Source organism: Paraburkholderia sp. NPDC080076 (assembly GCF_050281145.1).
Taxonomy (GTDB): domain Bacteria; phylum Pseudomonadota; class Gammaproteobacteria; order Burkholderiales; family Burkholderiaceae; genus Paraburkholderia.
The window spans coordinates 730,302-752,895 of the sequence record NZ_JBNNWQ010000004.1 but is presented as its reverse complement, the minus strand read 5'-3'; the positions used below and the strand labels follow the sequence as shown (position 1 = coordinate 752,895).

General features: G+C 61.9%; 23 protein-coding genes. 16 read left to right on the top strand and 7 right to left on the bottom strand.

All coding sequences use genetic code 11. From position 1 onward, the window contains the following. Positions 1-112: 112 nt before the first annotated feature. The 6 genes from purN (at position 113) to nadC (ending at position 7,019) form a co-directional block, all read left to right on the top strand. Positions 113-766 carry a phosphoribosylglycinamide formyltransferase gene (gene purN, locus ACQKRQ_RS20500; RefSeq protein WP_132373387.1) on the top strand — a complete coding sequence of 218 codons (654 nt, stop codon included), beginning with the start codon at positions 113-115 and terminating at the stop codon, positions 764-766. Further along, positions 763-2,022 (top strand): RsmB/NOP family class I SAM-dependent RNA methyltransferase, encoded by a 1,260-nt coding sequence (locus ACQKRQ_RS20495; RefSeq protein ID WP_408179795.1) that lies wholly within the window; start codon positions 763-765, stop codon positions 2,020-2,022. The genes purN and ACQKRQ_RS20495 overlap by 4 nt, the downstream gene beginning before the upstream one ends. A gap of 73 nt (positions 2,023-2,095) precedes the next feature. Beyond that, complete coding sequence (locus ACQKRQ_RS20490; protein WP_427479027.1) at positions 2,096-3,451, top strand: mechanosensitive ion channel family protein; 1,356 nt, start codon at positions 2,096-2,098, stop codon at positions 3,449-3,451. A gap of 202 nt (positions 3,452-3,653) precedes the next feature. Then, positions 3,654-4,850 carry a DesA family fatty acid desaturase gene (locus ACQKRQ_RS20485; RefSeq protein ID WP_132373390.1) on the top strand — a complete coding sequence of 399 codons (1,197 nt, stop codon included), beginning with the start codon at positions 3,654-3,656 and terminating at the stop codon, positions 4,848-4,850. Between the two features lie 130 nt (positions 4,851-4,980). Then, positions 4,981-6,120 (top strand): quinolinate synthase NadA, encoded by a 1,140-nt coding sequence (gene nadA / locus ACQKRQ_RS20480; RefSeq protein ID WP_427479025.1) that lies wholly within the window; start codon positions 4,981-4,983, stop codon positions 6,118-6,120. Beyond that, positions 6,120-7,019: a carboxylating nicotinate-nucleotide diphosphorylase gene (gene nadC / locus ACQKRQ_RS20475; protein ID WP_427479023.1), complete on the top strand. Its 900-nt coding sequence runs from the start codon at positions 6,120-6,122 to the stop codon at positions 7,017-7,019. Before nadA ends, nadC begins: the two co-directional genes overlap by 1 nt. An 89-nt stretch (positions 7,020-7,108) precedes the next feature. On the opposite strand, the gene nadB is transcribed toward nadC, so the two are convergent. The 4 genes from nadB to radC all read right to left on the bottom strand — a co-directional run bounded on the left by nadB (position 7,109) and on the right by radC (position 10,375). Continuing rightward, positions 7,109-8,707: an L-aspartate oxidase gene (gene nadB, locus ACQKRQ_RS20470; protein ID WP_408179791.1), complete on the bottom strand. Its 1,599-nt coding sequence runs from the start codon at positions 8,705-8,707 to the stop codon at positions 7,109-7,111. 247 nt (positions 8,708-8,954) lie between these two features. Beyond that, the gene (rpmG, locus tag ACQKRQ_RS20465; protein WP_007180630.1) at positions 8,955-9,122 is read right to left on the bottom strand and encodes a 50S ribosomal protein L33; all 168 of its coding nucleotides are present in this window, start codon (positions 9,120-9,122) and stop codon (positions 8,955-8,957) included. A 10-nt stretch (positions 9,123-9,132) separates the two neighbouring features. After that, complete coding sequence (gene rpmB, locus ACQKRQ_RS20460; RefSeq protein WP_007180631.1) at positions 9,133-9,366, bottom strand: 50S ribosomal protein L28; 234 nt, start codon at positions 9,364-9,366, stop codon at positions 9,133-9,135. 229 nt (positions 9,367-9,595) lie between these two features. Beyond that, the gene (radC, locus tag ACQKRQ_RS20455) at positions 9,596-10,375 is read right to left on the bottom strand and encodes a RadC family protein (RefSeq protein WP_427479274.1); all 780 of its coding nucleotides are present in this window, start codon (positions 10,373-10,375) and stop codon (positions 9,596-9,598) included. Positions 10,376-10,542: 167 nt separating this feature from the next. Between radC and ACQKRQ_RS20450 the strand changes: the two genes are divergently transcribed. The 7 genes from ACQKRQ_RS20450 to ACQKRQ_RS20420 all read left to right on the top strand — a co-directional run bounded on the left by ACQKRQ_RS20450 (position 10,543) and on the right by ACQKRQ_RS20420 (position 17,580). After that, positions 10,543-10,998: an FKBP-type peptidyl-prolyl cis-trans isomerase gene (locus ACQKRQ_RS20450; protein WP_427479019.1), complete on the top strand. Its 456-nt coding sequence runs from the start codon at positions 10,543-10,545 to the stop codon at positions 10,996-10,998. Positions 10,999-11,000: 2 nt separating this feature from the next. Then, positions 11,001-11,960, top strand: coding sequence for a 4-hydroxy-3-methylbut-2-enyl diphosphate reductase (ispH, locus tag ACQKRQ_RS20445; protein ID WP_132373394.1), 960 nt, complete (start codon positions 11,001-11,003; stop codon positions 11,958-11,960). Between the two features lie 543 nt (positions 11,961-12,503). After that, entirely contained in the window at positions 12,504-13,703 is a 1,200-nt protein-coding gene (locus tag ACQKRQ_RS20440) for a branched-chain amino acid ABC transporter substrate-binding protein (protein ID WP_132373395.1), read from the top strand. Between the two features lie 230 nt (positions 13,704-13,933). Further along, complete coding sequence (locus ACQKRQ_RS20435) at positions 13,934-14,884, top strand: branched-chain amino acid ABC transporter permease (protein WP_012434109.1); 951 nt, start codon at positions 13,934-13,936, stop codon at positions 14,882-14,884. 18 nt (positions 14,885-14,902) lie between these two features. Then, a complete protein-coding gene (locus ACQKRQ_RS20430; protein WP_132373396.1) occupies positions 14,903-16,072 on the top strand; it encodes a branched-chain amino acid ABC transporter permease in 1,170 nt (389 codons plus the stop codon). A gap of 18 nt (positions 16,073-16,090) precedes the next feature. Beyond that, on the top strand, positions 16,091-16,864 hold the full coding sequence (locus ACQKRQ_RS20425; RefSeq protein WP_132373397.1) for an ABC transporter ATP-binding protein: 774 nt from the start codon (positions 16,091-16,093) through the stop codon (positions 16,862-16,864). Then, the gene (locus tag ACQKRQ_RS20420) at positions 16,864-17,580 is read left to right on the top strand and encodes an ABC transporter ATP-binding protein (RefSeq protein ID WP_116139411.1); all 717 of its coding nucleotides are present in this window, start codon (positions 16,864-16,866) and stop codon (positions 17,578-17,580) included. Before ACQKRQ_RS20425 ends, ACQKRQ_RS20420 begins: the two co-directional genes overlap by 1 nt. An 87-nt stretch (positions 17,581-17,667) precedes the next feature. Here the strand turns inward: ACQKRQ_RS20420 and ACQKRQ_RS20415 are convergent, their stop codons facing one another. Both ACQKRQ_RS20415 and ACQKRQ_RS20410 read right to left on the bottom strand, forming a co-directional pair. After that, on the bottom strand, positions 17,668-18,138 hold the full coding sequence (locus ACQKRQ_RS20415; RefSeq protein ID WP_132373398.1) for a GNAT family acetyltransferase: 471 nt from the start codon (positions 18,136-18,138) through the stop codon (positions 17,668-17,670). A gap of 18 nt (positions 18,139-18,156) precedes the next feature. Next, entirely contained in the window at positions 18,157-19,341 is a 1,185-nt protein-coding gene (locus ACQKRQ_RS20410; RefSeq protein WP_427479015.1) for an acetylornithine transaminase, read from the bottom strand. Between the two features lie 34 nt (positions 19,342-19,375). Here ACQKRQ_RS20410 and ACQKRQ_RS20405 point away from each other — a divergent pair, with 34 nt between their 5' ends. Both ACQKRQ_RS20405 and ACQKRQ_RS20400 read left to right on the top strand, forming a co-directional pair. Beyond that, positions 19,376-19,669 (top strand): hypothetical protein, encoded by a 294-nt coding sequence (locus tag ACQKRQ_RS20405; protein ID WP_427479014.1) that lies wholly within the window; start codon positions 19,376-19,378, stop codon positions 19,667-19,669. A gap of 203 nt (positions 19,670-19,872) precedes the next feature. Next, entirely contained in the window at positions 19,873-20,358 is a 486-nt protein-coding gene (locus ACQKRQ_RS20400) for a hypothetical protein (protein ID WP_427479012.1), read from the top strand. Here ACQKRQ_RS20400 and ACQKRQ_RS20395 read toward each other — a convergent pair. Beyond that, positions 20,324-21,355: a CDP-6-deoxy-delta-3,4-glucoseen reductase gene (locus ACQKRQ_RS20395; protein WP_427479010.1), complete on the bottom strand. Its 1,032-nt coding sequence runs from the start codon at positions 21,353-21,355 to the stop codon at positions 20,324-20,326. The two genes, ACQKRQ_RS20400 and ACQKRQ_RS20395, sit on opposite strands and share 35 nt — an antisense overlap. Before the next feature lie 96 nt (positions 21,356-21,451). Between ACQKRQ_RS20395 and ACQKRQ_RS20390 the strand changes: the two genes are divergently transcribed. Continuing rightward, complete coding sequence (locus ACQKRQ_RS20390; RefSeq protein WP_427479008.1) at positions 21,452-22,477, top strand: SDR family NAD(P)-dependent oxidoreductase; 1,026 nt, start codon at positions 21,452-21,454, stop codon at positions 22,475-22,477. Positions 22,478-22,594: the final 117 nt, after the last annotated feature.

Here is a 22,594-nt window from a genome sequence, read left to right as displayed (position 1 = left end):
CGGGTTTGAGGTGGAGCGGGCGGAGTGCCGCAAAACAAACGATTATAAACGTTCAGCGCAGTGGACGGCGGCGCGTCGCGGTTTCGGTGTCCCCGAATGATAAAATCCGCGGATGAAAAAACTCGTCATCCTGATTTCCGGACGGGGAAGCAACATGGAAGCCATCGTTCGAGCCTGCTCGGACGAGGCCTGGCCGGCGCAAGTCGCCGCCGTGATTGCCAACCGTCCTGATGCCGCGGGGCTTGCGTTCGCGGCGTCGCACGGTATTGCCACGGCGGTGGTCGACCACCGCCAGTTTCCGGACCGAGACAGCTTCGACGCCGCGCTCGCCAAAGAAATCGATAGTTTCGCCCCCGACCTGGTGGTGCTCGCTGGATTCATGCGAGTGCTGACAGCCGGTTTCGTCGATCATTACGCCGGGCGCATGCTGAACGTGCATCCGTCGCTGCTGCCGAGCTTTCCGGGACTGAAAACCCATCAGCAGGCGCTCGACGCGGGCGTGCGGCTGCACGGCGCGTCCGTGCATTTTGTCACGTCGCAACTCGATCACGGGCCGATCGTCGCGCAGTCGGCGGTTCCCGTGGAAACAGGCGACACCCCAGCCATGCTCGCCGAACGCGTGCTGGCAACCGAACACATCATTTATCCACGCGCGGTGCGCTGGTTCGTCGAAGGGCGTCTTGCTCTGGATGGCCTGCGTGTCACGCTTACGCCGCCGGAGCCGCAATGGCTCTTTGCCGGTCACACCGCCGGAGAGGGCGCATGAGATTGCATGGTTTTTTGATTGGACAAACTGAGACTTTGTTGGCTGAAGTCCTAAGACTCAACGGCCCCGCCGACGCTACCACGAGCCGTTTCTTCCGCGCGCATCCGAAGCTCGGGCACGGCGAACGCGGCGTGATCGCCGAGGCCGTTTTCGCGGTGCTGCGTCGCCGGATGGAATTCGCCCATCTGGCCGAAGGCGGCGCCGGCAGCCCGGCGCGCCGCATGGCGCTGCTCGGTCTGATGCAGACGGCGGGGCGTAACGCGCTCAAGCCGTTCGTGTCGGAACAGGAGTTGAGCTGGCTCGAACACGTGTCGAAGATCGACCCGGAGAGCCTGCCGTTGCGGATTCGCCTGAATCTGCCCGACTGGATCTATCAGGCGCTCAGCAAGCGCTTCGAGCCCGAGGAACTGGCGCAACTGGCCGCCGCGCTGAACTATCCGGCGCCGCTGGATCTGCGCGCGAACCCGATCAAGGCGAGTCGCGACGACGTGTTGAACGCGCTATCGAAGGCCGGCATCGAGGGCGGCGCGACGCCGTTCGCGCCATTCGGCGTGCGCGTGGTCGGCAAGCCGCCGCTCACCAAGCTCGACGCGTTCCAGCACGGCTGGCTCGAAGTGCAAGACGAAGGCAGCCAGCTGTTGTGCTCGCTGGTCGCGCCCAAACGCGGCGAAATGATCGTCGACTTCTGCGCGGGCGCGGGTGGCAAGACGCTGGCGCTGGGCGCGGCGATGCGCTCCACCGGCCGGCTCTATGCGTTCGACATCTCCGAGCGGCGCCTCGCCAAGCTCAAGCCGCGCCTTGCGCGCAGCGGTTTGTCGAACGTGAATCCGGTGCTGATCGACAGTGAACACGACGCCAAGATCAAGCGGCTCGCGGGCAAGATCGACCGCGTGCTGGTCGACGCACCGTGCAGCGGCTTGGGCACGCTGCGCCGCAACCCGGACCTGAAGTGGCGGCAGTCGCCGGAATCGGTGGCCGAACTGGCGCCGAAGCAGGCGTCGATTCTGGCCAGCGCCGCGCGTTTGGTGAAGAAGGGCGGCCGCCTCGTCTACGCCACCTGCTCGATTCTGGAAGCGGAAAACGAAGCGGTGGTGCAGCAGTTCCTCGCCGACCATCCGGATTTCGCGCTGGTGCCCGCACGCGACGTGCTGGCCGAGCAGCGCATCGATCTGGAAATGGGCGATTACCTTTCGCTGTGGCCGCATCGCCACGCAACCGACGGCTTCTTCGCCGCCGTGCTGGAACGCCAGAGCTAAGCGCAACAGGCTTTTGCCGGCGCGCGGGTTCGATTCCTGGACCCGGCCGTGCGCCGGCGATTTCGGCGACATCATGCAAAACCGTCTTTTTCCTCATATGTTCAGCGACCTCGCACGCGACTTCGGCCAGCCCGTGATGCTGTGGCAGGTCGGCGTGCTGGTCGCGACGCTCGCGATCGCGTGGCTGCTCGCGCGCGTGTTGCGCCGTGCGCTGGATCTGCGCCGCCAGACGCGTTACCAGACGCTGCGCTTCGGCGCCGAAAGCCTGAACCGCGCGTTCTTCCCGTTGATCGGCGCGGCCCTCGTGTGGCTTGCGCGGTCGATCACCGGCCAGTTCATGCATACCGCGCTGCTCGATCTGGCGCTGGTGCCGCTCTTCGGCATCGGCTTGATTTACATCGTGTTTTTCTTCGCGCGACGGGTGTTCAGCCACGACGGCGAGACGCACCCGTTGCTGTTCCTCGTCGAGAGGATCGTCTCGACGGTGGTCTGGATCGGCATGGTGCTCACGGTGATGGGCATCCAGGACGACGTGATCACATGGATGGCGGGGGTCCATTTCAGCGTCGCCAACGCGCATCTGACGCTGCTCTCGCTCATCTCGGGCCTGCTGTGGGTGTGCGTGACGATGATCGTCGCGATGTGGCTCGGCTCAACCTTCGAAGACCGCCTGATGCGCTCGAAGACGCTCGATGCCAACCTGAAGGTGGTGGTGGCGCGGGTCGGCCGGGCGGCGTTCGTGCTGGCGGCGGTGCTGATCAGCCTGTCGCTGGTCGGCATCGATATCACGGTGCTGGGCGTGTTCGGCGGCGCGCTGGGCGTCGGTCTCGGCTTCGGCCTGCAGAAGATCGCCAGCAATTACGTGTCGGGCTTCATCATCCTGATCGACCGCTCGCTGCGCATTGGCGACACGATCAACGTGGGGGGCCTGCAGGGCATGGTCACGCAGATTCGCACGCGCTACACCGTGGTGCGCGGGCTGGACGGCATCGAAACGCTGATTCCGAACGAAAAACTGATCACGGACGTGGTGCAGAACCAGTCGTCGTACCTGACGCGCGGCCATGCGAAGGCGGCCGTGCAGGTCGCGTACACGTCCGACGTCGAGCAGGCCATGGCGCTGCTTGCGCAGGCCGCTCAGGGCGTACCGCGCGTGCTGCAGGAGCCGGCGCCGACAGCTTATCTGGCGGGTTTCGGCTCAGACGGCATCAATCTCGAACTAGGTTTCTGGATCGAGGACGCGGCCACCGGAACCTCGGGCGTGCGCTCGGCCGTCAACCGCAATATCTGGCGTCTGTTCTCCGAGCACGACATCTCGATTCCCCTCGCGCAACGCGAAGTGCGAATCGTCGGCAACATGAGCGACGCCATGCCGCGGCCGGTAACAATGACCGCGCCGGCAGTCAATCCGTCCGACAGCGCGCGCTGACGGGCACTTTGAGCGCGCCAGTGGGTCTTAGAAAGACCTTCGGCGCGTTCCTTCTGTTGATGCCGCACAAAAAATCCCTATTTGTTACAAACACTTGGAACGGTTCAAGTAGAATGTCGTCCAATCCCGCTGTATGCTTTCACTTTCTTGACATGCGCATTTTGCGTGTGTCTGGTGTCTCTCGTTCCACAGGTAAATTGCCTTGTTGAATTCTTTGCTCGATTTCCTTGCCCACGGTCTGTTGCACTTCTCGTGGTGGCAACTTGTGCTGTACACGGCGATCGCGACGCACATCACGATCATCGGCGTGACGGTCTATCTGCATCGCTGCCAGGCGCACCGCGCGCTGGAGCTGCATCCGATCGTCAGTCATTTTTTCCGCTTCTGGCTGTGGATGACCACGGGCATGTTGACCGGCCAGTGGGCCGCGATTCACCGTAAGCACCACGCCAAGTGCGAGACCGAAGAAGATCCGCACAGCCCGCAAACGCGCGGCATCTGGAAGGTGCTGCTCGAAGGCGCGGAACTCTATCGCGTCGAAGCGAAAAACGAAGAAACGATGCGCAAGTTCAGTCACGGCACGCCGAACGACTGGATGGAACGCAACGTCTACACCAAGTACCCGATCCTCGGCGTGAGCCTGATGATGGTGCTGAACGTCGCGCTGTTCGGCGTCGTCGGTCTGACGATCTGGGCTGTGCAGATGGTGTGGATCCCCTTCTGGGCCGCCGGCGTGGTCAACGGCCTCGCGCACTTCTGGGGCTACCGCAACTTCAACTCGTCGGATGCCAGCACCAACATCTTCCCGTGGGGCATCATCATCGGCGGCGAAGAGTTGCACAACAATCACCACACGTATGCGACGTCGGCCAAGCTGTCGAACAAGTGGTACGAGTTCGACATCGGCTGGATGTACATCCGCATCATGTCGGCATTCCGTCTGGCCAAGGTGAAGAAGGTGGCGCCCACGCCGCGTCTGACCACTGGCAAGATGGTGCTCGATCAGGACACGCTGCAAGCCGTGCTGGCCAACCGCTACGAAGTGATGGCACGTTACGGCAAGGCGCTCAAGCGCGCGTATCGTCAGGAACTGGCGCATTTGAAGGAAGTCGGCGCGCGTGAGAAGTATCAGGTCATGCGCGGCGCGCGTAGCTGGTTCCACAAGGAAGAAGCGGGTCTCGACGAGCCGCAGAAACGCCAGCTGCCGCAAATCTTCGCGAACAGCCAGAAGCTTAAGACCTACATCGACATGCGCAACGAGCTCGCCGCCATGTGGGAGCGCTCGAATGCATCGCGCGACCAGTTGCTGATCCAGTTGCAGGACTGGTGTCATCGCGCTGAGCAGAGCGGTATTAAAGCGCTGCAAGAGTTTGCGATGCGACTGCGTCGTTATGCCTGATAGCGAAATCCATTAAAATCTCAGTACGTCACAAAACCCCGCGTTGGCGGGGTTTTGCTTTTTGGGCCGCGGAAACTGCAATGACACGCGATTGACAGTCCGCGGCGGCAGAGCGAAGGCAGAGGAGATCATGGATCAGCAGGCGATCAGGGCCGTGGAATACGACCGGCCGCAGGCGCAGGGTACAACCTGCGGGATCGGGCAGGCATGGGCGAAGGTGCCCGACATGCCGTCGGCGGAGGAGAAGGTGGCGCTGAAGGCACGCATCCGCGCATTGCTCGAGCGCGAGAAGGCGGTGCTCGTCGCGCACTATTATGTCGATGCGGAATTGCAGGAGCTGGCCGACGAGACCGGCGGCTGCGTGGCCGACTCGCTGGAGATGGCGCGCTTCGGGCGCGATCACGCGGCGCAGACGCTGGTTGTCGCGGGTGTGCGCTTCATGGGCGAGACCGCGAAAATTCTGAGTCCGGACAAGCGCATTCTGATGCCGGATCTCGACGCGACCTGTTCGCTTGATCTCGGCTGTCCGGTCGATGAATTCTCGGCTTTCTGCGACGCGCATCCGGATCGCACGGTGGTCGTGTATGCGAACACGAGCGCGGCGGTGAAGGCGCGCGCGGACTGGATGGTGACGTCGTCGATAGGCCTTGAGATCGTTGCCGATCTGCATGCGCGCGGCGAAAAGATCATCTGGGCGCCGGACCGGCACCTCGGCAGCTATATCCAGAACAAGACCGGCGCGGACATGCTGCTGTGGCAGGGTTCATGTCTGGTGCACGACGAATTCAAAGGTATCGAACTCGATCTGCTGCGTGCCGAATATCCGGGCGCGAAAGTGTTGGTGCATCCGGAGTCGCCGGCTAACGTGGTTGCGCAAGCGGACGTGGTCGGATCGACCACGCAATTGATCGACGCGGCGCAAAAACTCGACGCGACGCATTTCATCGTGGCGACCGATCTCGGCATTTTGCACAAGATGCAACTCGCCGCACCCGGCAAGACCTTGATTGCCGCGCCGACGGCCGGCAACAGCGCGACTTGCAAGAGCTGCGCGCATTGTCCGTGGATGGCGATGAACGGCCTCGCGAATCTTGCCGAAGTGCTCGAGCGCGGCCACAACGAAATTTTCGTCGATCGCGCGATCGGCGAGCGGGCGCGTCTGCCGATCGACCGGATGCTGGACTTCGCGGCGCGCCACAAGAAGCGGGTGCAAGCGAGTGGCGATCTCGCGCGCGACACGCAACTGTATTCGAATGTGGGGGCGGCTTGATGGGCGCGGTAGAAAGCAACAAGCTCGAAGCGGTGTCGCCGCTATTCGCTGAAATTCACGCGCAATACGGCGAGGCATTCGACGCCGCTTTGGCGCGCAATGTGACCGATGCACTGGCCGAAGACGTCGGCGCGGGCGACCAGACAGGCCGCCTCGTTCCCGCGGACGACGTGCGCGATGCACGCATCATCGTGCGCGAAGATGCCGTGCTGTGCGGCGTGCCGTGGTTTGAAGCAGTGATGCGCCAGGTCGATCCGCGTATCGAAGTCCAGTGGCGCTATCGCGAAGGCGAGCTAATGACGGCCGACACAACGGTTTGCGAAATGCGCGGGCCCGTTCGCGCATTGTTGACCGCGGAACGCAACGCGCTGAACTTTCTGCAACTGCTGTCGGGCGTGGCGAGTGCGACGCGCCGTTATGTCGATGCGGTCGCACATACCCGCACACGCATTCTCGACACGCGCAAGACCTTGCCGGGCTTGCGGCTCGCGCAGAAGTACGCGGTGCGCGTCGGCGGTGGGGCGAATCAACGGCTCGCGCTGTACGACGGCATCCTCATCAAGGAAAACCACATTGCCGCGGCCGGCGGCGTGGGCGCGGCGATGGACGCGGCATTGGCGCTGAATGCTGGGGTCTCGATCCAGATCGAAGTCGAGACGCTCGAACAGTTGGAGACCGCGCTGGCGCACCGCGCGCAATCCATTCTGCTGGACAATTTCTCGTTCGATGCCATGCGCGAAGCGGTGCGCATCACAGCGGGGCGCGCGGTGCTGGAGGTATCGGGCGGCGTGAACTTCGATACGGTGCGTACGATCGCGGAAACCGGTGTCGATCGCGTGTCGATCGGCGCGCTGACCAAAGACGTGCGCGCAACGGATTACTCGATGCGGATCGTCTGACGCCCAAGCCCGCAATCAGCAGCATTCAAGCAAAAAAGGCCATCGCCAGTTCATTTCGGCGATGGCCTTTTCGTTTCAGTTCGTCTCGATCACACGTTGCGGTTGCGCACATGCTCCGGTGAGAGCACCGTCGGCAGCGCCTTGGGTAAGGTGGCCGGCCAGTCACGGCTGAAGTGCAGGCCGCGGCTTTCACGCCGCGAACGCGCGCCTTCGACGATCAACGATGCCACGTCCACCAGATTGCGCAATTCGAGCAGGTCGCGGCTCACCTTGAAGTTCGCGTAGTACTCGTGGATTTCGTCGCGCAGCAGGGCGAGCCGGTGCTTCGCGCGCGCGAGCCGTTTGTCGGTCCGTACGATACCGACGTAATTCCACATCAGCCGGCGCAGTTCGTCCCAGTTGTGGGCAACCACGACCTCCTCATCCGGATCGGACACGCGGCTTTCGTCCCAATCGGGCAGCGGTGCGTGGACGGCGGCGCTAAACCCTTCTTCCTCGATAGCCTGCGCCGCGGAGCGTCCGATCACGAGGCACTCGAGCAGGGAATTGCTGGCAAGCCGGTTCGCGCCGTGCAGACCCGTGCATGACGTCTCACCCACCGCATAGAGGCCGGCCAGATCCGTGCGGCCCGCCAGATCGGTTACGACGCCACCACACGTATAGTGCGCGGCCGGCACGACCGGAATCGCTTGCTTGGTGATGTCGATGCCGAATTCCTGGCAGCGCGCCAGAATCGTCGGGAAGTGTTCACGCAGGAATTCAGGCGGCTGATGGCTGATGTCGAGATACACACAATCGATGCCACGCTTCTTGATTTCGAAGTCGATCGCACGCGCGACGATGTCGCGCGGCGCGAGTTCGGCGCGTTCGTCGTGATTCGGCATGAAGCGGGTGCCGTCCGGCAGTTTGAGAATGCCACCTTCGCCGCGCACCGCCTCCGAAATCAGAAAGGACTTCGCGTACGGATGGAACAGGCAGGTTGGATGGAACTGGATGAACTCCATATTCGACACGCGGCAGCCGGCCCGCCACGCCATCGCGATGCCGTCGCCCGTCGCAGTGTCGGGATTCGTGGTGTAGAGGTAGACCTTGCCCGCGCCCCCAGTGGCGAGCACGGTGTGGGGCGCCTCGATCGTGACGGTGCGCCCGCTTTGCAGATCGAGCGCGTACAGGCCGTGACAACGACGTCCTGGCAAGCCGAGGCGGTCGGACGTGATCAGATCGATGGCGTAGTGATCTTCGAGCAGCGTGATGTTCGGGTGACGGCGCACCCGCTCGCTGAGCGTGGCCACCACGGCATGGCCCGTTGCATCGGCAGCATGAATGATCCGGCGATGGCTATGGCCGCCTTCGCGCGTCAGATGGAAACCGAGCTCGGCGGCGTCGTCCTTGGTGAACGGCACGCCTTGTTCGATCAACCATTCGATCGCCGCACGCCCGTGTTCGACGATAAAGCGCGTTGCCGCTTCGTCGCACAGCCCGCCGCCGGCGATCAGCGTATCGCGCACGTGATTTTCGATGCTGTCCGCCGAATCCAGAACTGCGGCGATGCCGCCTTGCGCCCAGTCGCTCGCGCCTTCGGTCATCGATCGCTTGGCGACCACTGCCACCCGCCGGGTCTCCGCCAGATTGAGCGCGACGCTCAAACCAGCCAGACCGCTACCGACAATCGCCACATCGAATTCCATTGCCTACATCTCCGTCTTTCGTTTTGCGGTGACGGCGTGCCATTTGCTCGCCGCTAAAACGAGAAAGGATACGCGCCGCGACGGATGAGGGAAAGCTGGCCGAACGACATAAGACTGTTCGCGTTGGCGAATAAACAGAAGTAGAAACTCAAAAGCAGAAACATGCGAACGCTGAAAACAAAAAAGCCTCGCACGAGTGCGAGGCTTTTTTGCATGTCTTTTGCCTTCGTCAGGCAGGAGCCAAGATTTATTTAATCTTGGTTTCCTTGTACTCAACGTGCTTACGAACGACCGGATCAAACTTCTTGATCAGCATCTTTTCAGGCATGTTGCGTTTGTTCTTGGTCGTCGTGTAGAAGTGACCCGTGCCTGCGGTCGATTCCAACTTGATCTTGTCGCGTGCGCCTTTCGCCATGATTTACTCCTTAGGCTTCACCGCGTGCGCGCAGATCTGCGAGCACAGCGTCGATACCGTTCTTGTCGATCAGGCGCAGGCCGGCGTTCGAAACGCGCAGACGCACCCAACGGTTTTCGCTTTCCACCCAAATGCGGCGGTTTTGCAGGTTCGGCAGGAACCGGCGCTTGGTTTTGTTGTTCGCGTGGGAAACGTTGTTGCCGCTCATCGGCGCTTTCCCAGTTACTTGGCATACGCGTGCCATGAGAGCACTCCTAATACGCTAATTCTGAGTTCGAACGCCGTGAAAGTTTCCCGAAAAGAGCCGCGCTGAAATTCAGGCACGTTTCCTTTCCGGAACGCCTTGGTGGCTTCGGAACAGGGGGTTGGAAATAGGCAAACCGGAATTATAGCGGAAAAAAAGCCGCAAAATCAAACCTTATTTGCGATGCCGGACACGGCGCAACGTCTGCGCGGCCCTGGTTCGTGCCGTCTCACGGCCAGCCGGCGCGGGCGAAGGAGTAGACGCTGTCCGTGCCGATCACCAGGTGATCGACCAGTTGTACGTCGATCAGTGTGAGGGCGTCGCGCAGCGTGCGCGTCAGACGGCTGTCGCTCGCGCTCGGCTGGACGGCGCCGGAAGGGTGATTATGCGCGACGATCAGGCTGGCTGCATTCAGGCTCAGCGCGCGCCGCACGATCTCGCGCGGATACACGGCCATGCGCGTGAGCGTGCCCTGCGCGCTTTCTTCGCAGCGTATCAGCCGATGCCGGGCGTCGAGGAAAAGCGACACGAAAACTTCCTGCGGACGGCCGCCGATCCGCAGGCGCAGGTAGTTTTCCACGGCTTCGGGTGAATTCATCAGCGAGCGCGAGCGCATTTTTTCGACCAGCGAGCGCCGCGCCATTTCCATGATGGCCAGCAGCTGCGCCTTTTTCGCCGGGCCGATGCCGCGCAGGCCGTCGAAATCCGTGTAGGTCGCGTCGAGCATCGCGCGCAGCGAGCCGAAACGGTCGAGCAACGCGCGCGCGACACTGAAGACGTCGTGGCCGGGCAGGCCGGAGCCGAGTATCAGCACGATCATCTCGGTATCCGAAAGCACGCCGGGCCCCTGTTCGAGCAGCCGCTCGCGCGGCATGTCGTTTTTTAGCCATTTACCCCGCAGGAGCGGCGGGGACGCGGGCTCGCCGCAAGCCGCTACATTGGGCGCCGGCGGCTCGGGGGCGGCCGTTTCAGGGGTTGCCTCGTCGAATAGGGTGGCGTGATCTGCCATATATAGAGTGTCCTCCGCTTCGGGTTGGGGGCGCCACGGACGCAAGCCGCCGCCCGCTATGTGGCTTACAATAGACGCTTTGCGCACGGCACCCCGACGGTTTGCCACACGCGTCGACTGCGCCAGCGGCGCACGCGTGCAGCGCGCTTCGACTGAGCGAGCATTGCATGAGCATCATCGACATTTCCGAAGTGAAACCCGGTTCACACGTGACGCTGCACTACCGGCTTTCCCTTGCCGATGGCGCCGAAGTCATCAATACGTTTAACGACAAACCCGCCACGCTGCTGCTCGGCGCCGGCCAATTGGCGCCGCCACTCGAAGATATTCTGCTAGGTTTGAAGGTGGGCCACCATTCGACCTTTCAGCTAGCGCCAGGGCAGGCGTTCGGTCCCCGCAATCCGGAATTGATCCAGCGCGTGTCGCTGGCCACGCTGTGGGAAAACAGCATGATCGGCGAGGATTTTTCGCCGGGCGACCTGGTCGAATTCAACGCGCCAGGTGGCGGCCGCTACGCCGGCGTCCTGAAAGAAGTCGGCGAAACGTCGGCCCTGTTCGATTTCAACCACCCGCTTGCCGGCCAGGCGCTGGCGTTTGAAGTCAAAATCATCGGGATTCTGTAAACATGAGCATCACGGATACGACTCTTGCTGAAACCGAGATCCTGCTGGCGCAGCCGCGCGGGTTCTGCGCCGGCGTCGACCGGGCGATCGAGATCGTCGAGCGGGCTATCAAGCTGCACGGCTCGCCGATCTACGTGCGTCACGAAATCGTCCATAACGCCTACGTTGTCGAGGATCTGCGCAAGAAGGGCGCGATCTTCATCGAGCGGCTGGAAGAAGTGCCGCCCGGCAATACGGTGATTTTCAGCGCGCACGGTGTGTCCAAGGCTGTGCGTTCGGAAGCCGAGTCGCGCGGGCTGCGCGTGTACGACGCCACCTGTCCGCTCGTCACCAAGGTGCATATCGAAGTCGCGAAGATGCGCCAGGACGGCTTCGACATCGTCATGATCGGCCACAAAGGCCATCCTGAAGTCGAAGGCACGATGGGCCAGGCGGGTGAGGGCATGCATCTGGTGGAAGACATCGAAGACGTGCAGGCCTTGCAACTGGCCGACCCGGAGCGGATCGCCTTCGTCACGCAAACCACGCTGTCGGTCGACGACGCCGCCGAGATCATCGGCGCCCTGAAGGCCAAATACCCGTCCATCCGCGAGCCGAAGAAGCAGGACATCTGCTACGCGACGCAAAACCGCCAGGACGCGGTGAAGTTCATGGCGCCGCAGTGCGACGTCGTGATCGTGGTCGGCAGCCCGAATAGTTCAAACTCCAACCGGCTTCGCGAGTTGGCGGAAAAGCTCGGTGTGCCGGCCTATATGGTGGACTCGCCCGACCAGATCGATCCGGTCTGGGTCGAGGGCAAACGCCGCATCGGCGTGACGGCCGGCGCCTCGGCGCCGGAGGTGCTGGCGCAGGCGGTGATCGCCCGGCTGCGTGAGCTTGGCGTGCGCAACGTGCGCGCGCTGGACGGCATCGAGGAAAACATAGCGTTTCCGTTGCCGCGCGGGCTGGGTTTGCCGGCCTGACGATCAATCGCCGACTGCTAGAAGAAAAGCGCGCCCGAGGGCGCGCTTTTTTTATCTTCAAACTTCCGCAAGCTCGCACTAAATAAAGTGCCAGATCATAAAAAAGTGCTGAATTTGGTGTCCTCTCGCACAAATTTCTTTGAAATGTGATCCGGTTTTTTATAGATTTATAAGTGATGCGTCCCCGTTTTATAAGACCTAAACGGGCTGCGCGGTTTTTTGACGCACTAAGATAGTGCGTGCGTCTCGATATTGCTGGAAACGTAATACTTAACGCGAAGCGCGGTGCAATCGGGCGTCAAGGGAATTCGCCGCAACACTTGATGCGATTGGGTGCAGCGCTGGTGCAACTGATGCACGGAAAATAATCGCAACCGGGTTGCGCCTATTAGCGGATTTCGCTCTCAAAATAAGGTTGCAATGCAGGAAAACCCTGCCGGTTCAACAATATTGCCCGTCGCAAAATTGGAGTTACAATGCGCGCGTTCTCAAGGCCTTAGGGCCCCGAACAATAGTTTTTGGAAGGCGCAGGAGACCTACTTAATGCGAGTCAAATTTGCTTACGCCGTGTCCATCGCGGCCGCGGTTGCGATGTTGACCGCGTGCGGCAAGAAACAGGATGGCGAGGCGGGAGCGGGGGCGTCGGCGGCAACGGTCGCGGCGGCACCGGCGAGCGAAGCGACTATCGTCAAGATCGGTCATGCGGCCCCATTGACGGGCCCCATTGCTCACCTCGGTAAAGACAATGAAAACGGCGCGCGTTTGGCGGTTGATGAAATCAACACACAGGGTTTGACCATCGACGGCCACAAGATTCAGTTGGAGCTCGACGCACAAGACGACGCCGCGGACCCGAAAACGGGAACGGCGGTCGCTGAAAAATTCGTCGACGATCACGTCGTCGCCGTGGTCGGCCACTTGAATTCGGGCGTCTCGATTCCTGCGTCGAAGATCTATAGCGATGCCGGTATCGTGCAAATCTCGCCGTCGTCGACGAACCCGGGTTATACGCAACAAGGTTTCAAGACGACTTATCGTGTGGTCGCGACCGATGCCCAGCAAGGGCCGGCGCTTGCCAACTACGCAACGAAGGTGCTTAACGCGAAACGCATCGCGATCGTCGACGACTCGAGCGTCTACGGCAAGGGATTGGCCGACGAGTTTGCGAAAGCAGCCCAGGCGAGCGGGGCAAAGATCGTCTCGCGTGAATCCACGAATGACAGGGCTACGGAGTTTCAGGCCGTCCTTAAAAAGATCAAGCGTGTTCAGCCGGACGTGATCATGTTCGGCGGCATGGACGCGACGGGCGGGCCGTTCACCAAACAGGCGGCGGCGCTCGGTATCAGGGCAAAAATCCTTGGCGGCGACGGTGTGTGTACCGACAAGGTGGGTGAGCTGGCGGGAACCGCCGTGCAAAACCTGGTCTGTTCGGAGGCAGGACTTGCGCTTTCGAAAATGGACAAGGGAGCGGACTTCGAGAAGAAGTACGTGGACCGCTTCCACACACCGGTGCAGATTTACGCACCGTTCACGTATGACGCTGTGTACGTGATTGTCGATGCAATGAAGCGCGCTAATTCGATCGAGGCGCCCAAGGTGCTGGCTGCGATGCCGTCGACTGATTACAACGGGGTAATCGGTCACATCGCGTTCGACGACAAGGGTGATTTGAAAGAGGGCGCCATTACGCTTTACGACTTCAAGGACGGCAAAAAAGCAGTTCTCGACGTCGTGAAGATGTGATGACGGGACGTTCAGCCTGACGGCACCGAAACCACCCAACGGTGCCGTTTTTGCATCCGTCCAAGGCAAGCCCGCGACTGTCATCCAGTCGCCAAGGCGAACCGGCAGCGGATAACCCTTACCGGTCTTTTACATCAGTACCCGCAGTGCCGTTGAGATTGGCGTACCGCATCACCGCCCACCGGCTGATGAAGAACGCGAATCCAGTCGCACGGGCTAAGGAGCATTAAATGGATATTTTCATCCAGCAGGTCCTCAACGGGCTGGTGCTTGGCAGCGTTTACGCCATCATCGCACTGGGCTATACGATGGTTTACGGCATCTTGGGCATCATCAACTTCGCTCACGGCGATGTGTTGATGGTGGGCGCGATGGTTGCGCTCTCAGCCATAGGCGTGCTTCAGAACCACTTCCCTGGCCTCGGCAATGTGCCGACGCTCATCATCGCGCTGATCATCGCGGCCATTGTGTGCGCGGCAGTCGGCTACACGATCGAGCGCGTGGCCTACCGGCCGTTGCGTAAAGCGCCGCGTCTCGCACCGCTGATCACCGCGATCGGCGTGTCGATCCTGCTGCAGACGCTGGCCATGATGATCTGGTCGCGCAACCCGCTGCCGTTCCCGCAGCTGTTGCCCACCGACCCGCTCAACGTGATCAAGGCCACCGACACGACGCCTGGCGCCGTGATCTCGATGACTGAAATCGTGATCATCGTGGTGGCGTTCCTCGTGATGGGCGGCCTGCTGCTGCTGGTGCACAAGACCAAGCTCGGTCGCGCCATGCGGGCGATCGCCGAGAACCCGGGCAATGCCTCGCTGATGGGCGTGAACCCGAACTTCGTGATCTCGGCCACCTTCATGATCGGCTCGGCGCTCGCCGCTCTGGCCGGCGTGATGATCGCGTCGGAATACGGCAACGCACACTTCTATATGGGCTTCATCCCCGGCCTGAAGGCCTTTACCGCGGCGGTGCTGGGCGGTATCGGCAATCTCGGCGGCGCGATGGTGGGTGGCGTGATTCTCGGCCTGATCGAACAGTTGGGCGCCGGCTATATCGGCAACCTCACCGGCGGTGTGTTCGGTAGTAACTATCAGGACGTGTTCGCCTTCATCGTGCTGATCATCGTGCTGGTGTTCCGTCCGTCGGGCCTGCTTGGCGAACGTGTTGCGGATCGCGCCTGATCCCGGGAGAAAACAGACATGACCTCAATTCAACCGATCGAGCCGTCCACGACGCTCATCCCTGAAAAGAACCTGACGAAGACGCTGACCGTCGGCATCATCACCGCGATCTTCGTGATCGCGGCGCCGATGATCATCGGCTCGGCCGGCGGCAACTACTGGGTCCGCGTGCTCGACTTCGCGATGCTGTACGTGATGCTCGCGCTCGGCCTCAATGTGGTGGTTGGCTTCGCCGGCCTGCTGGATTTGGGCTACATCGCGTTCTACGCGGTCGGCGCCTACACGGCCGCGCTGCTGAGCTCGCCGCACCTGGTGTCGCAATTCGAGTGGATCGCGCATCTCGCGCCGAATGGCCTGCACGTGCCGTTTCTCATCATCGTGCCCTGCGCGATGGCTGTCGCCGCGTTCTTCGGCGTGATTCTCGGTGCGCCGACGCTGCGTCTGCGCGGCGACTACCTCGCCATCGTGACGTTGGGCTTCGGGGAAATCGTGCGGATCTTCCTGAACAACCTAGACCGCCCGGTGAATATCACCAACGGCCCGAAGGGGATCACGGGGATCGACCCAGTGCACGTGGGCGATTTCAGCCTCGCGCAAACGCACTCGCTGTTCGGCTTCCAGTTCCCGTCGGTGTACTCGTACTACTACCTGTTCGTGCTGGCCGCGCTGCTGGTGATCTGGGTGTGTACGCGTTTGCAGCACTCGCGTATCGGCCGTGCCTGGGCCGCGATCCGGGAAGACGAAATCGCCGCCAAGGCGATGGGCATCAACACCCGTAACGTGAAGCTGCTGGCGTTCGCGATGGGTGCGTCGTTCGGCGGCCTGTCGGGCGCGATGTTCGGCTCGTTCCAGGGCTTCGTGTCGCCGGAATCGTTCACGCTGCCGGAGTCGATCGTGGTGCTGGCGTGCGTGGTGCTGGGCGGCATGGGCCACATTCCGGGCGTGATTCTCGGCGCGGTGCTGCTCGCGGTGCTGCCGGAATTCCTGCGCTCGACGATGGGTCCGCTGCAGAACATGATCTTCGGCCATGAAATCGTCGATACGGAAGTGATCCGTCAGCTGGTCTACGCACTCGCGATGGTGCTGATCATGCTGTATCGCTCAGAAGGCTTGTGGCCGTCGCCCAAGCACGAAGACAAGATCGCGAAACTGTCGAAGCGTAGCGGCAAGAAGCCGATACGGGCTTAACGGACCGGAGAGAAAAACATGAGCGACAACATTCGACTGTCCGTGAAAGGCGTCAACAAGCGCTTCGGCGGTTTGCAGGCATTGTCCGACGTCGGACTGGAGATCAAGGAAGGCACGATCTACGGTCTGATCGGCCCGAACGGCGCCGGCAAGACGACGTTCTTCAACGTGATCACGGGGTTGTACACGCCGGATTCGGGCGACTTCAAGCTCGACGGCGTGAACTATACGCCGACCGCGGTGTATCAGGTGGCGAAGGCCGGCATCGCGCGCACGTTCCAGAACATCCGTCTGTTCGGCGGCATGACCGCGCTGGAAAACGTGATGGTTGGACGTCACGTGCGCACCAAGCACGGCCTGATCGGCGCGGTGTTCCAGACGCCGGCCGAGCGCAAGGAAGAGCGCGAGATCAAGGAACGCGCGATCGAACTGCTGGAGTACGTCGGCATTGCGCAGTACGCGGACTACACGTCGCGCAACCTGTCGTACGGCCACCAGCGCCGGCTGGAAATTGCCCGCGCACTGGCGACCGATCCGAAGCTGCTCGCGCTGGACGAACCGGCCGCCGGCATGAACGCGACGGAGAAGGTCGAGCTGACCAAGCTGCTCGACAAGATCCGCGCGGACGGCAAGACGATCCTGCTGATCGAACACGACGTGAAACTCGTGATGGGTCTGTGCAACCAGATGACGGTGCTCGACTACGGCAAGGTGATCGCGCAGGGTCTGCCGCACGACGTGCAGAAGGATCCGAAGGTGATCGAAGCTTATCTGGGTGCGGGGGTCCACTAATGGCAACGGCAATGTTGAAAATCAAGGGCCTGCAGGTCAATTACGGCGGCATCCAGGCAGTCAAGGGGATCGACCTCGAGGTCGCGCAGGGCGAGCTGGTCACGCTGATCGGCGCGAACGGCGCGGGCAAGACCACGACGATGAAGGCGATCACGGGTCTGAAGCCGTACACGATCGGTGACATCGAGTACATGGGCGAGTCGATCAAGGGCGTGCCGCCGCATCTGCTGCTCAAGCGGGGTCTCGCGATGGTGCCGGAAGGCCGCGGTATTTTCGCGCGCATGTCGATCGTCGAGAACATGCAGATGGGTGCTTATCTGCGTACGGACACGGACGGCATCAAGGCGGACGTCGATCGCATGTTCGGCTTCTTCCCGCGTCTGAAGGAACGCGCGGCGCAATACGCGGGCACGCTTTCGGGCGGCGAGCAGCAGATGCTGGCGATGGCGCGCGCGATCATCTCGCGTCCCAAGCTGTTGCTGCTGGATGAGCCGTCGATGGGTTTGTCGCCGATCATGGTCGAGAAGATCTTCGAAGTGGTGCGGGCGATCTCGGCGGAAGGCATGACGGTGCTGCTGGTCGAGCAGAACGCCCGTCTGGCGTTGCAGGCGGCGAATCGCGGCTACGTGATGGACTCGGGACTGGTCACGATGTCGGGTGACGCGAAGCAGATGCTGGATGATCCGAAGGTGCGGGCGGCTTATCTGGGTGAATAAGCCCCGTTAGTTTGCTCTGCCTATGAAAAAAGGCCGCATGCGTGAACTACGCATGCGGCCTTTCTCTATTCTGCGGAGCTTTATACTTTATACGGCAGGCACCGCGTCCGCGAATTCACCCAGACGCTTGCCGAGACTGACCACCGCATCGGCGCGATAACCGAGCGCCTCGTAAAACGCGCGCACATCGGCCTTCGCGGACAACACCTGCAGATTCAGCTTCGGGCAGCCACGCTCCGTCAGCGCGTTTTCGACATGCGCGACGAGGCGCGTGCCGATCCCATGACGACGCAGCGACTCATCCACCGCGAGCGAATACAGCCAGCCGCGGTGGCCGTCGTAGCCGCCCATCACCGTGCCGACGATTCGCTCGCCGAGCACCGCGACAAAGAACAGTTCCGGTTGCGTCGCCAGCTTGTTGGCGATCGACAGATGCGGATTGCGCTGCGGCCTCGTGACGTCCCGATACTCCGGGAAGGCCTCCTGCCACAGTGCGACCACGGCATCGGTGTCGCTCGCTTCGAAGCGGCGGATCGATAACGATGCGCTCGATGTCATACGCGCGGTCCCGTTCGGTTACAGCGTGTCGAGAATCGAACGCAGCATCGCCATCATCTGGTCGATTTCTTCGTTCGTCACGTTCAGCGCCGGCATGAAGCGCAGCAGGTTCGGACGCGCCGCGTTCAGCAGCAGGCCGTCGGGTTGCATGTCGCGCGCCTTTTCGACGATCTGGTTGCCGATGTCCTTGCCGAGCAGCAGTGCGCGCAGCAGGCCTTCACCGCGCTCGCCCAGGAAGCCGCGTTCTTCCGACAACTCCAGCAGCTTCGAGCGCAGATACTCGCCGCGCGCCCGCACGCCTTCGAGGAAGCCCCGCGCCGTGAGTTGCGTGATCACCGAGTAGCCGACCGCGGTCATCAGCGGATTGCCGTTGTAGGTGCCGCCCTGATCGCCCGCTTCGAACACGGCGATGTCCGCTTTCGCGAGCAGCGCCGCGAGTGGCACGCCGCCGCCGATGCCCTTGCCGAGCGTCATGATGTCCGGCTCGATGCCCGACAACTCGTATGCGAACAGCGTGCCGGCGCGGCCGCAGCCGCTTTGCACTTCGTCGACGATCAGCAGCAGGTTGTGCTTTTTGGTCAGCTCGCGCAGTTGCTGCATGAACTCGCGCGTGGCGGGAATCACGCCGCCTTCGCCCTGAATCGGTTCGAGCATCACGGCAACGGTCTTCGCGGTGATGAGCTTCTCCACCGATGCAATGTCGTTCAGATCCGCCTTCGGGAAGCCCGGCACTTGCGGTGCGTAGATCGTGTCCCAGCCCGGCTTGCCGCTCGCCGACATGGTGGCGAGTGTGCGGCCGTGGAAGCTGTGATCGAACGTGATGATCTCGAACGCGCCGTCCTTGAACTTCTTGCCCCACTTGCGCGCGAGCTTGATCGCGCCTTCGTTGGCTTCGGCGCCGCTGTTTGCGAAGAACACCTTGTCGAAGCAGCTGTGTTGCGTGAGCAGGCCGGCGAGTTGCGCCATCGGCTCGTTGTAGAAGGCCGGGGACGGATTGAGCAGCAGCTTGGCCTGCTTGTTCAGCGCTTCGATCATGCCGTCGTTGCAATGGCCGAGACTGTTGACCGCCCAGCCCTGGATGAAGTCCAGATATCGCTTGCCGTTATTGTCGTAGAGCCACGAGCCTTTGCCGTGCGTGAAAACGATTTCGGGCCGGTTCGTGATGTACATCAGCGACTCGATCGGATATTCATTGAAATTCATGACGGCAGGCTCCAGACAGCGGGGTGAAGGGTGGATGAAGATCGGCCAACTACGAAACCAGGGGCCGAAAAACAGAAAAGCCACGGCATGCCGTGGCTTTCATGATTCGAACAGCTTGCGCCTTTGTGTGGCGCGAATCCGTGACGAAGCCAGCGGCGTCCCTAGGGGAGCGGCGAGCGGCGACGTCGAAGTTCGGATTGGATGCGGTTCATGCGCGAAAGAATACGACAAGGAAAGCGCTGGTGTAAACCATGAATTTGCGTCGGAGGGATATTTTTGTCCATCGCGCGAGTTCATGCGGCTTGCCGATTATGAGATGTCCGGCTGACTAAAATGTGACGGCGGTCGTTTGAACCGCCTGCCCGGCGGGCGGGGCAGGTCACGAAGAACGGCCGCTGGAAATGCAAATGGGCGCTCGACTGAGCGCCCATTTTGAATCAAGCCGCGTTCCGTCGCGGTGTGCCTCCGGGCCTGGAACATGAGTATCGGGTCGATGCGCAGCAAAAAGCGATCGCTGTTAGAAGTGGTCAGGTGATTACCCAACTCACGATGTACTTCTGGAAGCGCTTTTTTTCCCGCGATTACGAACAGACGCTATGGAAACCAGCGTTGAAGCCAATTTTCCCGAACAAGCGGATCGACCGGTCCGCGGTCGCTGTTCAACTGGAGCGCATCTACCAGACACGCAATCGCGTCGCACATCATGAACCGGTGTATGGTCACCGGCTATTCGACACACTGAACGCGGTGAATTTTCTGGCTTCGAATCTGGGAACGGCCGGCAGCGATGGCCGCACCGCCTTGCATAAAGTGCTGCGGTCCGAGCATGCCGCGCTCGAGAATCAGGCGCACGTACTTCGGCTCAAAATCGAGACTTGCGCCGGTGCAAATCATCAATGCGCGAAGCGCGGCCATTTGCATAGCCGCGCTTCCAGAAATGCGCATGGCGAGCATCGACGCATCTGCGCCGACGCCTCTCCCATCAAACCGCGTTCGCGAGATCCGCTGCGCTCGTGAACGAATCCGCGTAGAACTCGTCTTCCGGCAGACCGTGATGCTGCGTGAAATCGCGCTGCGCCGACTCGACCATCACCGGCGCGCCGCACGCGTACACCTGATACGCCGACAGATCCGGCAAGTCCTCGATCACCGCGCGATGCACGAAGCCGACGCGGCCGGTCCATGCGTCGCCCGCGTCCGGCTCCGACAGCACCGGCACGAACTTGAAGTTCGGAATCTCGCGCGCCCATTGCTCGGCCAGTTCGAGCAAATACAGATCCTTCTTGCGACGTGCGCCCCAGTAGAGCGTCATCGGCCGGTTCAGGTTCTTGAACACCGCGTGTTCGACGATCGCCTTCAGCGGCGCGAAGCCCGTACCCGAGGCGAGCAGCACGATCGGCTTGTCCGAATCTTCACGCAGGAAGAACGTGCCGAGCGGCGCTTCGAAGCGCAGAATGTCGCGCTCCTTCATGGCGTTGAACACGTGATCCGTGAAGGCGCCGCCGGGCATGTGACGGATGTGCAATTCAATCGGGCCTTCCGTATGCGGCGCGTTCGCCATCGAATAGCTGCGGCGCTTGCCGTCTTTCAGAATGAATTCGAGGTACTGGCCGGCGAGATATTGCAGCCGCTCGTTGGCGGGCAATTGCAGCTTCAGCACGACGACGTCGTTGGCCTTGCGCTCGATCGCGTTCACGCGGCACGGCAGTTTCTTGACCTGCACGTCGCCGACGCCCGCCACTTCGCGGATATCCACTTCGAGATCGGTGCAGGCAGTCGCGCAGCAGAAGAGCGCCATGCCGCGCGTTTTTTCGTCGTTCGACAAAGCCGACGACGAATGGGCACGCTGCTCGATTTCCCCGCTGACCACAGTGCCCTTGCACGAACCGCAAGCGCCGTTCTTGCAGCCGTACGGCAGGCCAATACCCTGGCGCAAGGCGGCGCTCAGCACCGGTTCGTCCTGTTCTACCTGAAACTGCCGGCCGCTTTGCCGGAGCGTGACGTTAAATGCCATAAAGTGTTCGAAATCGAAAAAGTCGGTAATCGTTATCGGAGCTGCCGTGTCAACGGCGCGGTGCCTGCCGCGCGTGACGGCTACAATGCGTCCACTATGAAAGCGACACGAAACTTCCGCCGGCCGCGCGTGTTAATCGTAGGTTGCGGCGATGTCGGCATGCGCTGCGTGCCCTTGCTGCGGCCACGCGCGCATGTCTTCGCGCTGACCAGTCACGCCGGGCGCTGCGCCGAATTGCGCGCGGCGGGCGTGACGCCGCTGGTCGGCGATCTGGATGTGCGCCGCAGCCTGAAAAGACTCGCGGGCCTCGCGCCGACGGTGCTGCATCTCGCGCCACCGCAGAAAACCGGCGACGACGACCGCCGTACCCGCGCCTTGCTCGCTACGCTAAGCGCGCGCCGCGATTCAGCGCGGGCCGCTGTGGCGCCTGCCGTTTCGCCGGTGGGGCGGTTGCGCCAACTTCGTGCCTCGTGGGCGGAATCTGGAACAGCCAATATTGTACCCGACGGGGTGCGCCGGACCGCCGGTTCGCGCGCACCGGTGCGACTCGTGTACGCGAGCACGACGGGCGTCTACGGCGACTGCGGCGGCGCGTGGATCGACGAGACCCGCGTGACGCAAGCAGCCAATCCGCGCGCCAAGCGCCGTGTCTCGGCCGAACGGCAATTGCGGCGCGCGACCGCGCGCGGCAGCGTCGCGGCGAGCATCGCGCGGATTCCGGGCATCTATGCGGGCAACCGCCTGCCGCTCGCGCGGCTCGAAAAACGTACGCCGGCCTTGATCGATGCCGACGACGTCTACACCAACCACATTCACGCCGACGATCTGGCGGCGATCCTCGTGCGCCTCGCCACGCACGGGCGGCCGGGGCGCGTGGTCCACGCGTCCGACGACACGTCGCTGAAAATGGGCGAGTACTTCGACGAGGTCGCCGATGCGTTCGGCCTCGCGCGTGCGCCACGCATTACGCGAGCCGAAGCAGAGTCGAAGATCGAGCCGACCTTGCTGTCTTTCATGCGTGAATCGAGGCGGCTGGTGAATCGGCGTCTCAAAGAGGAATTGCGCGTGCGCTTGCGGTATCCGAGCGTCGAAGATTTTCTGCGTGAAGGCGTGAAGGCGTGAAGGCGTGAAGGTGTGAAGGTCTGAAAGGGAAGGTTGAAGAGCGTCGCTTCAACCTTCCCACACACCGCAAAAACCCACAAAAAAGCGCGGCAAAAAACCATCTCTCCAGGCACCGCC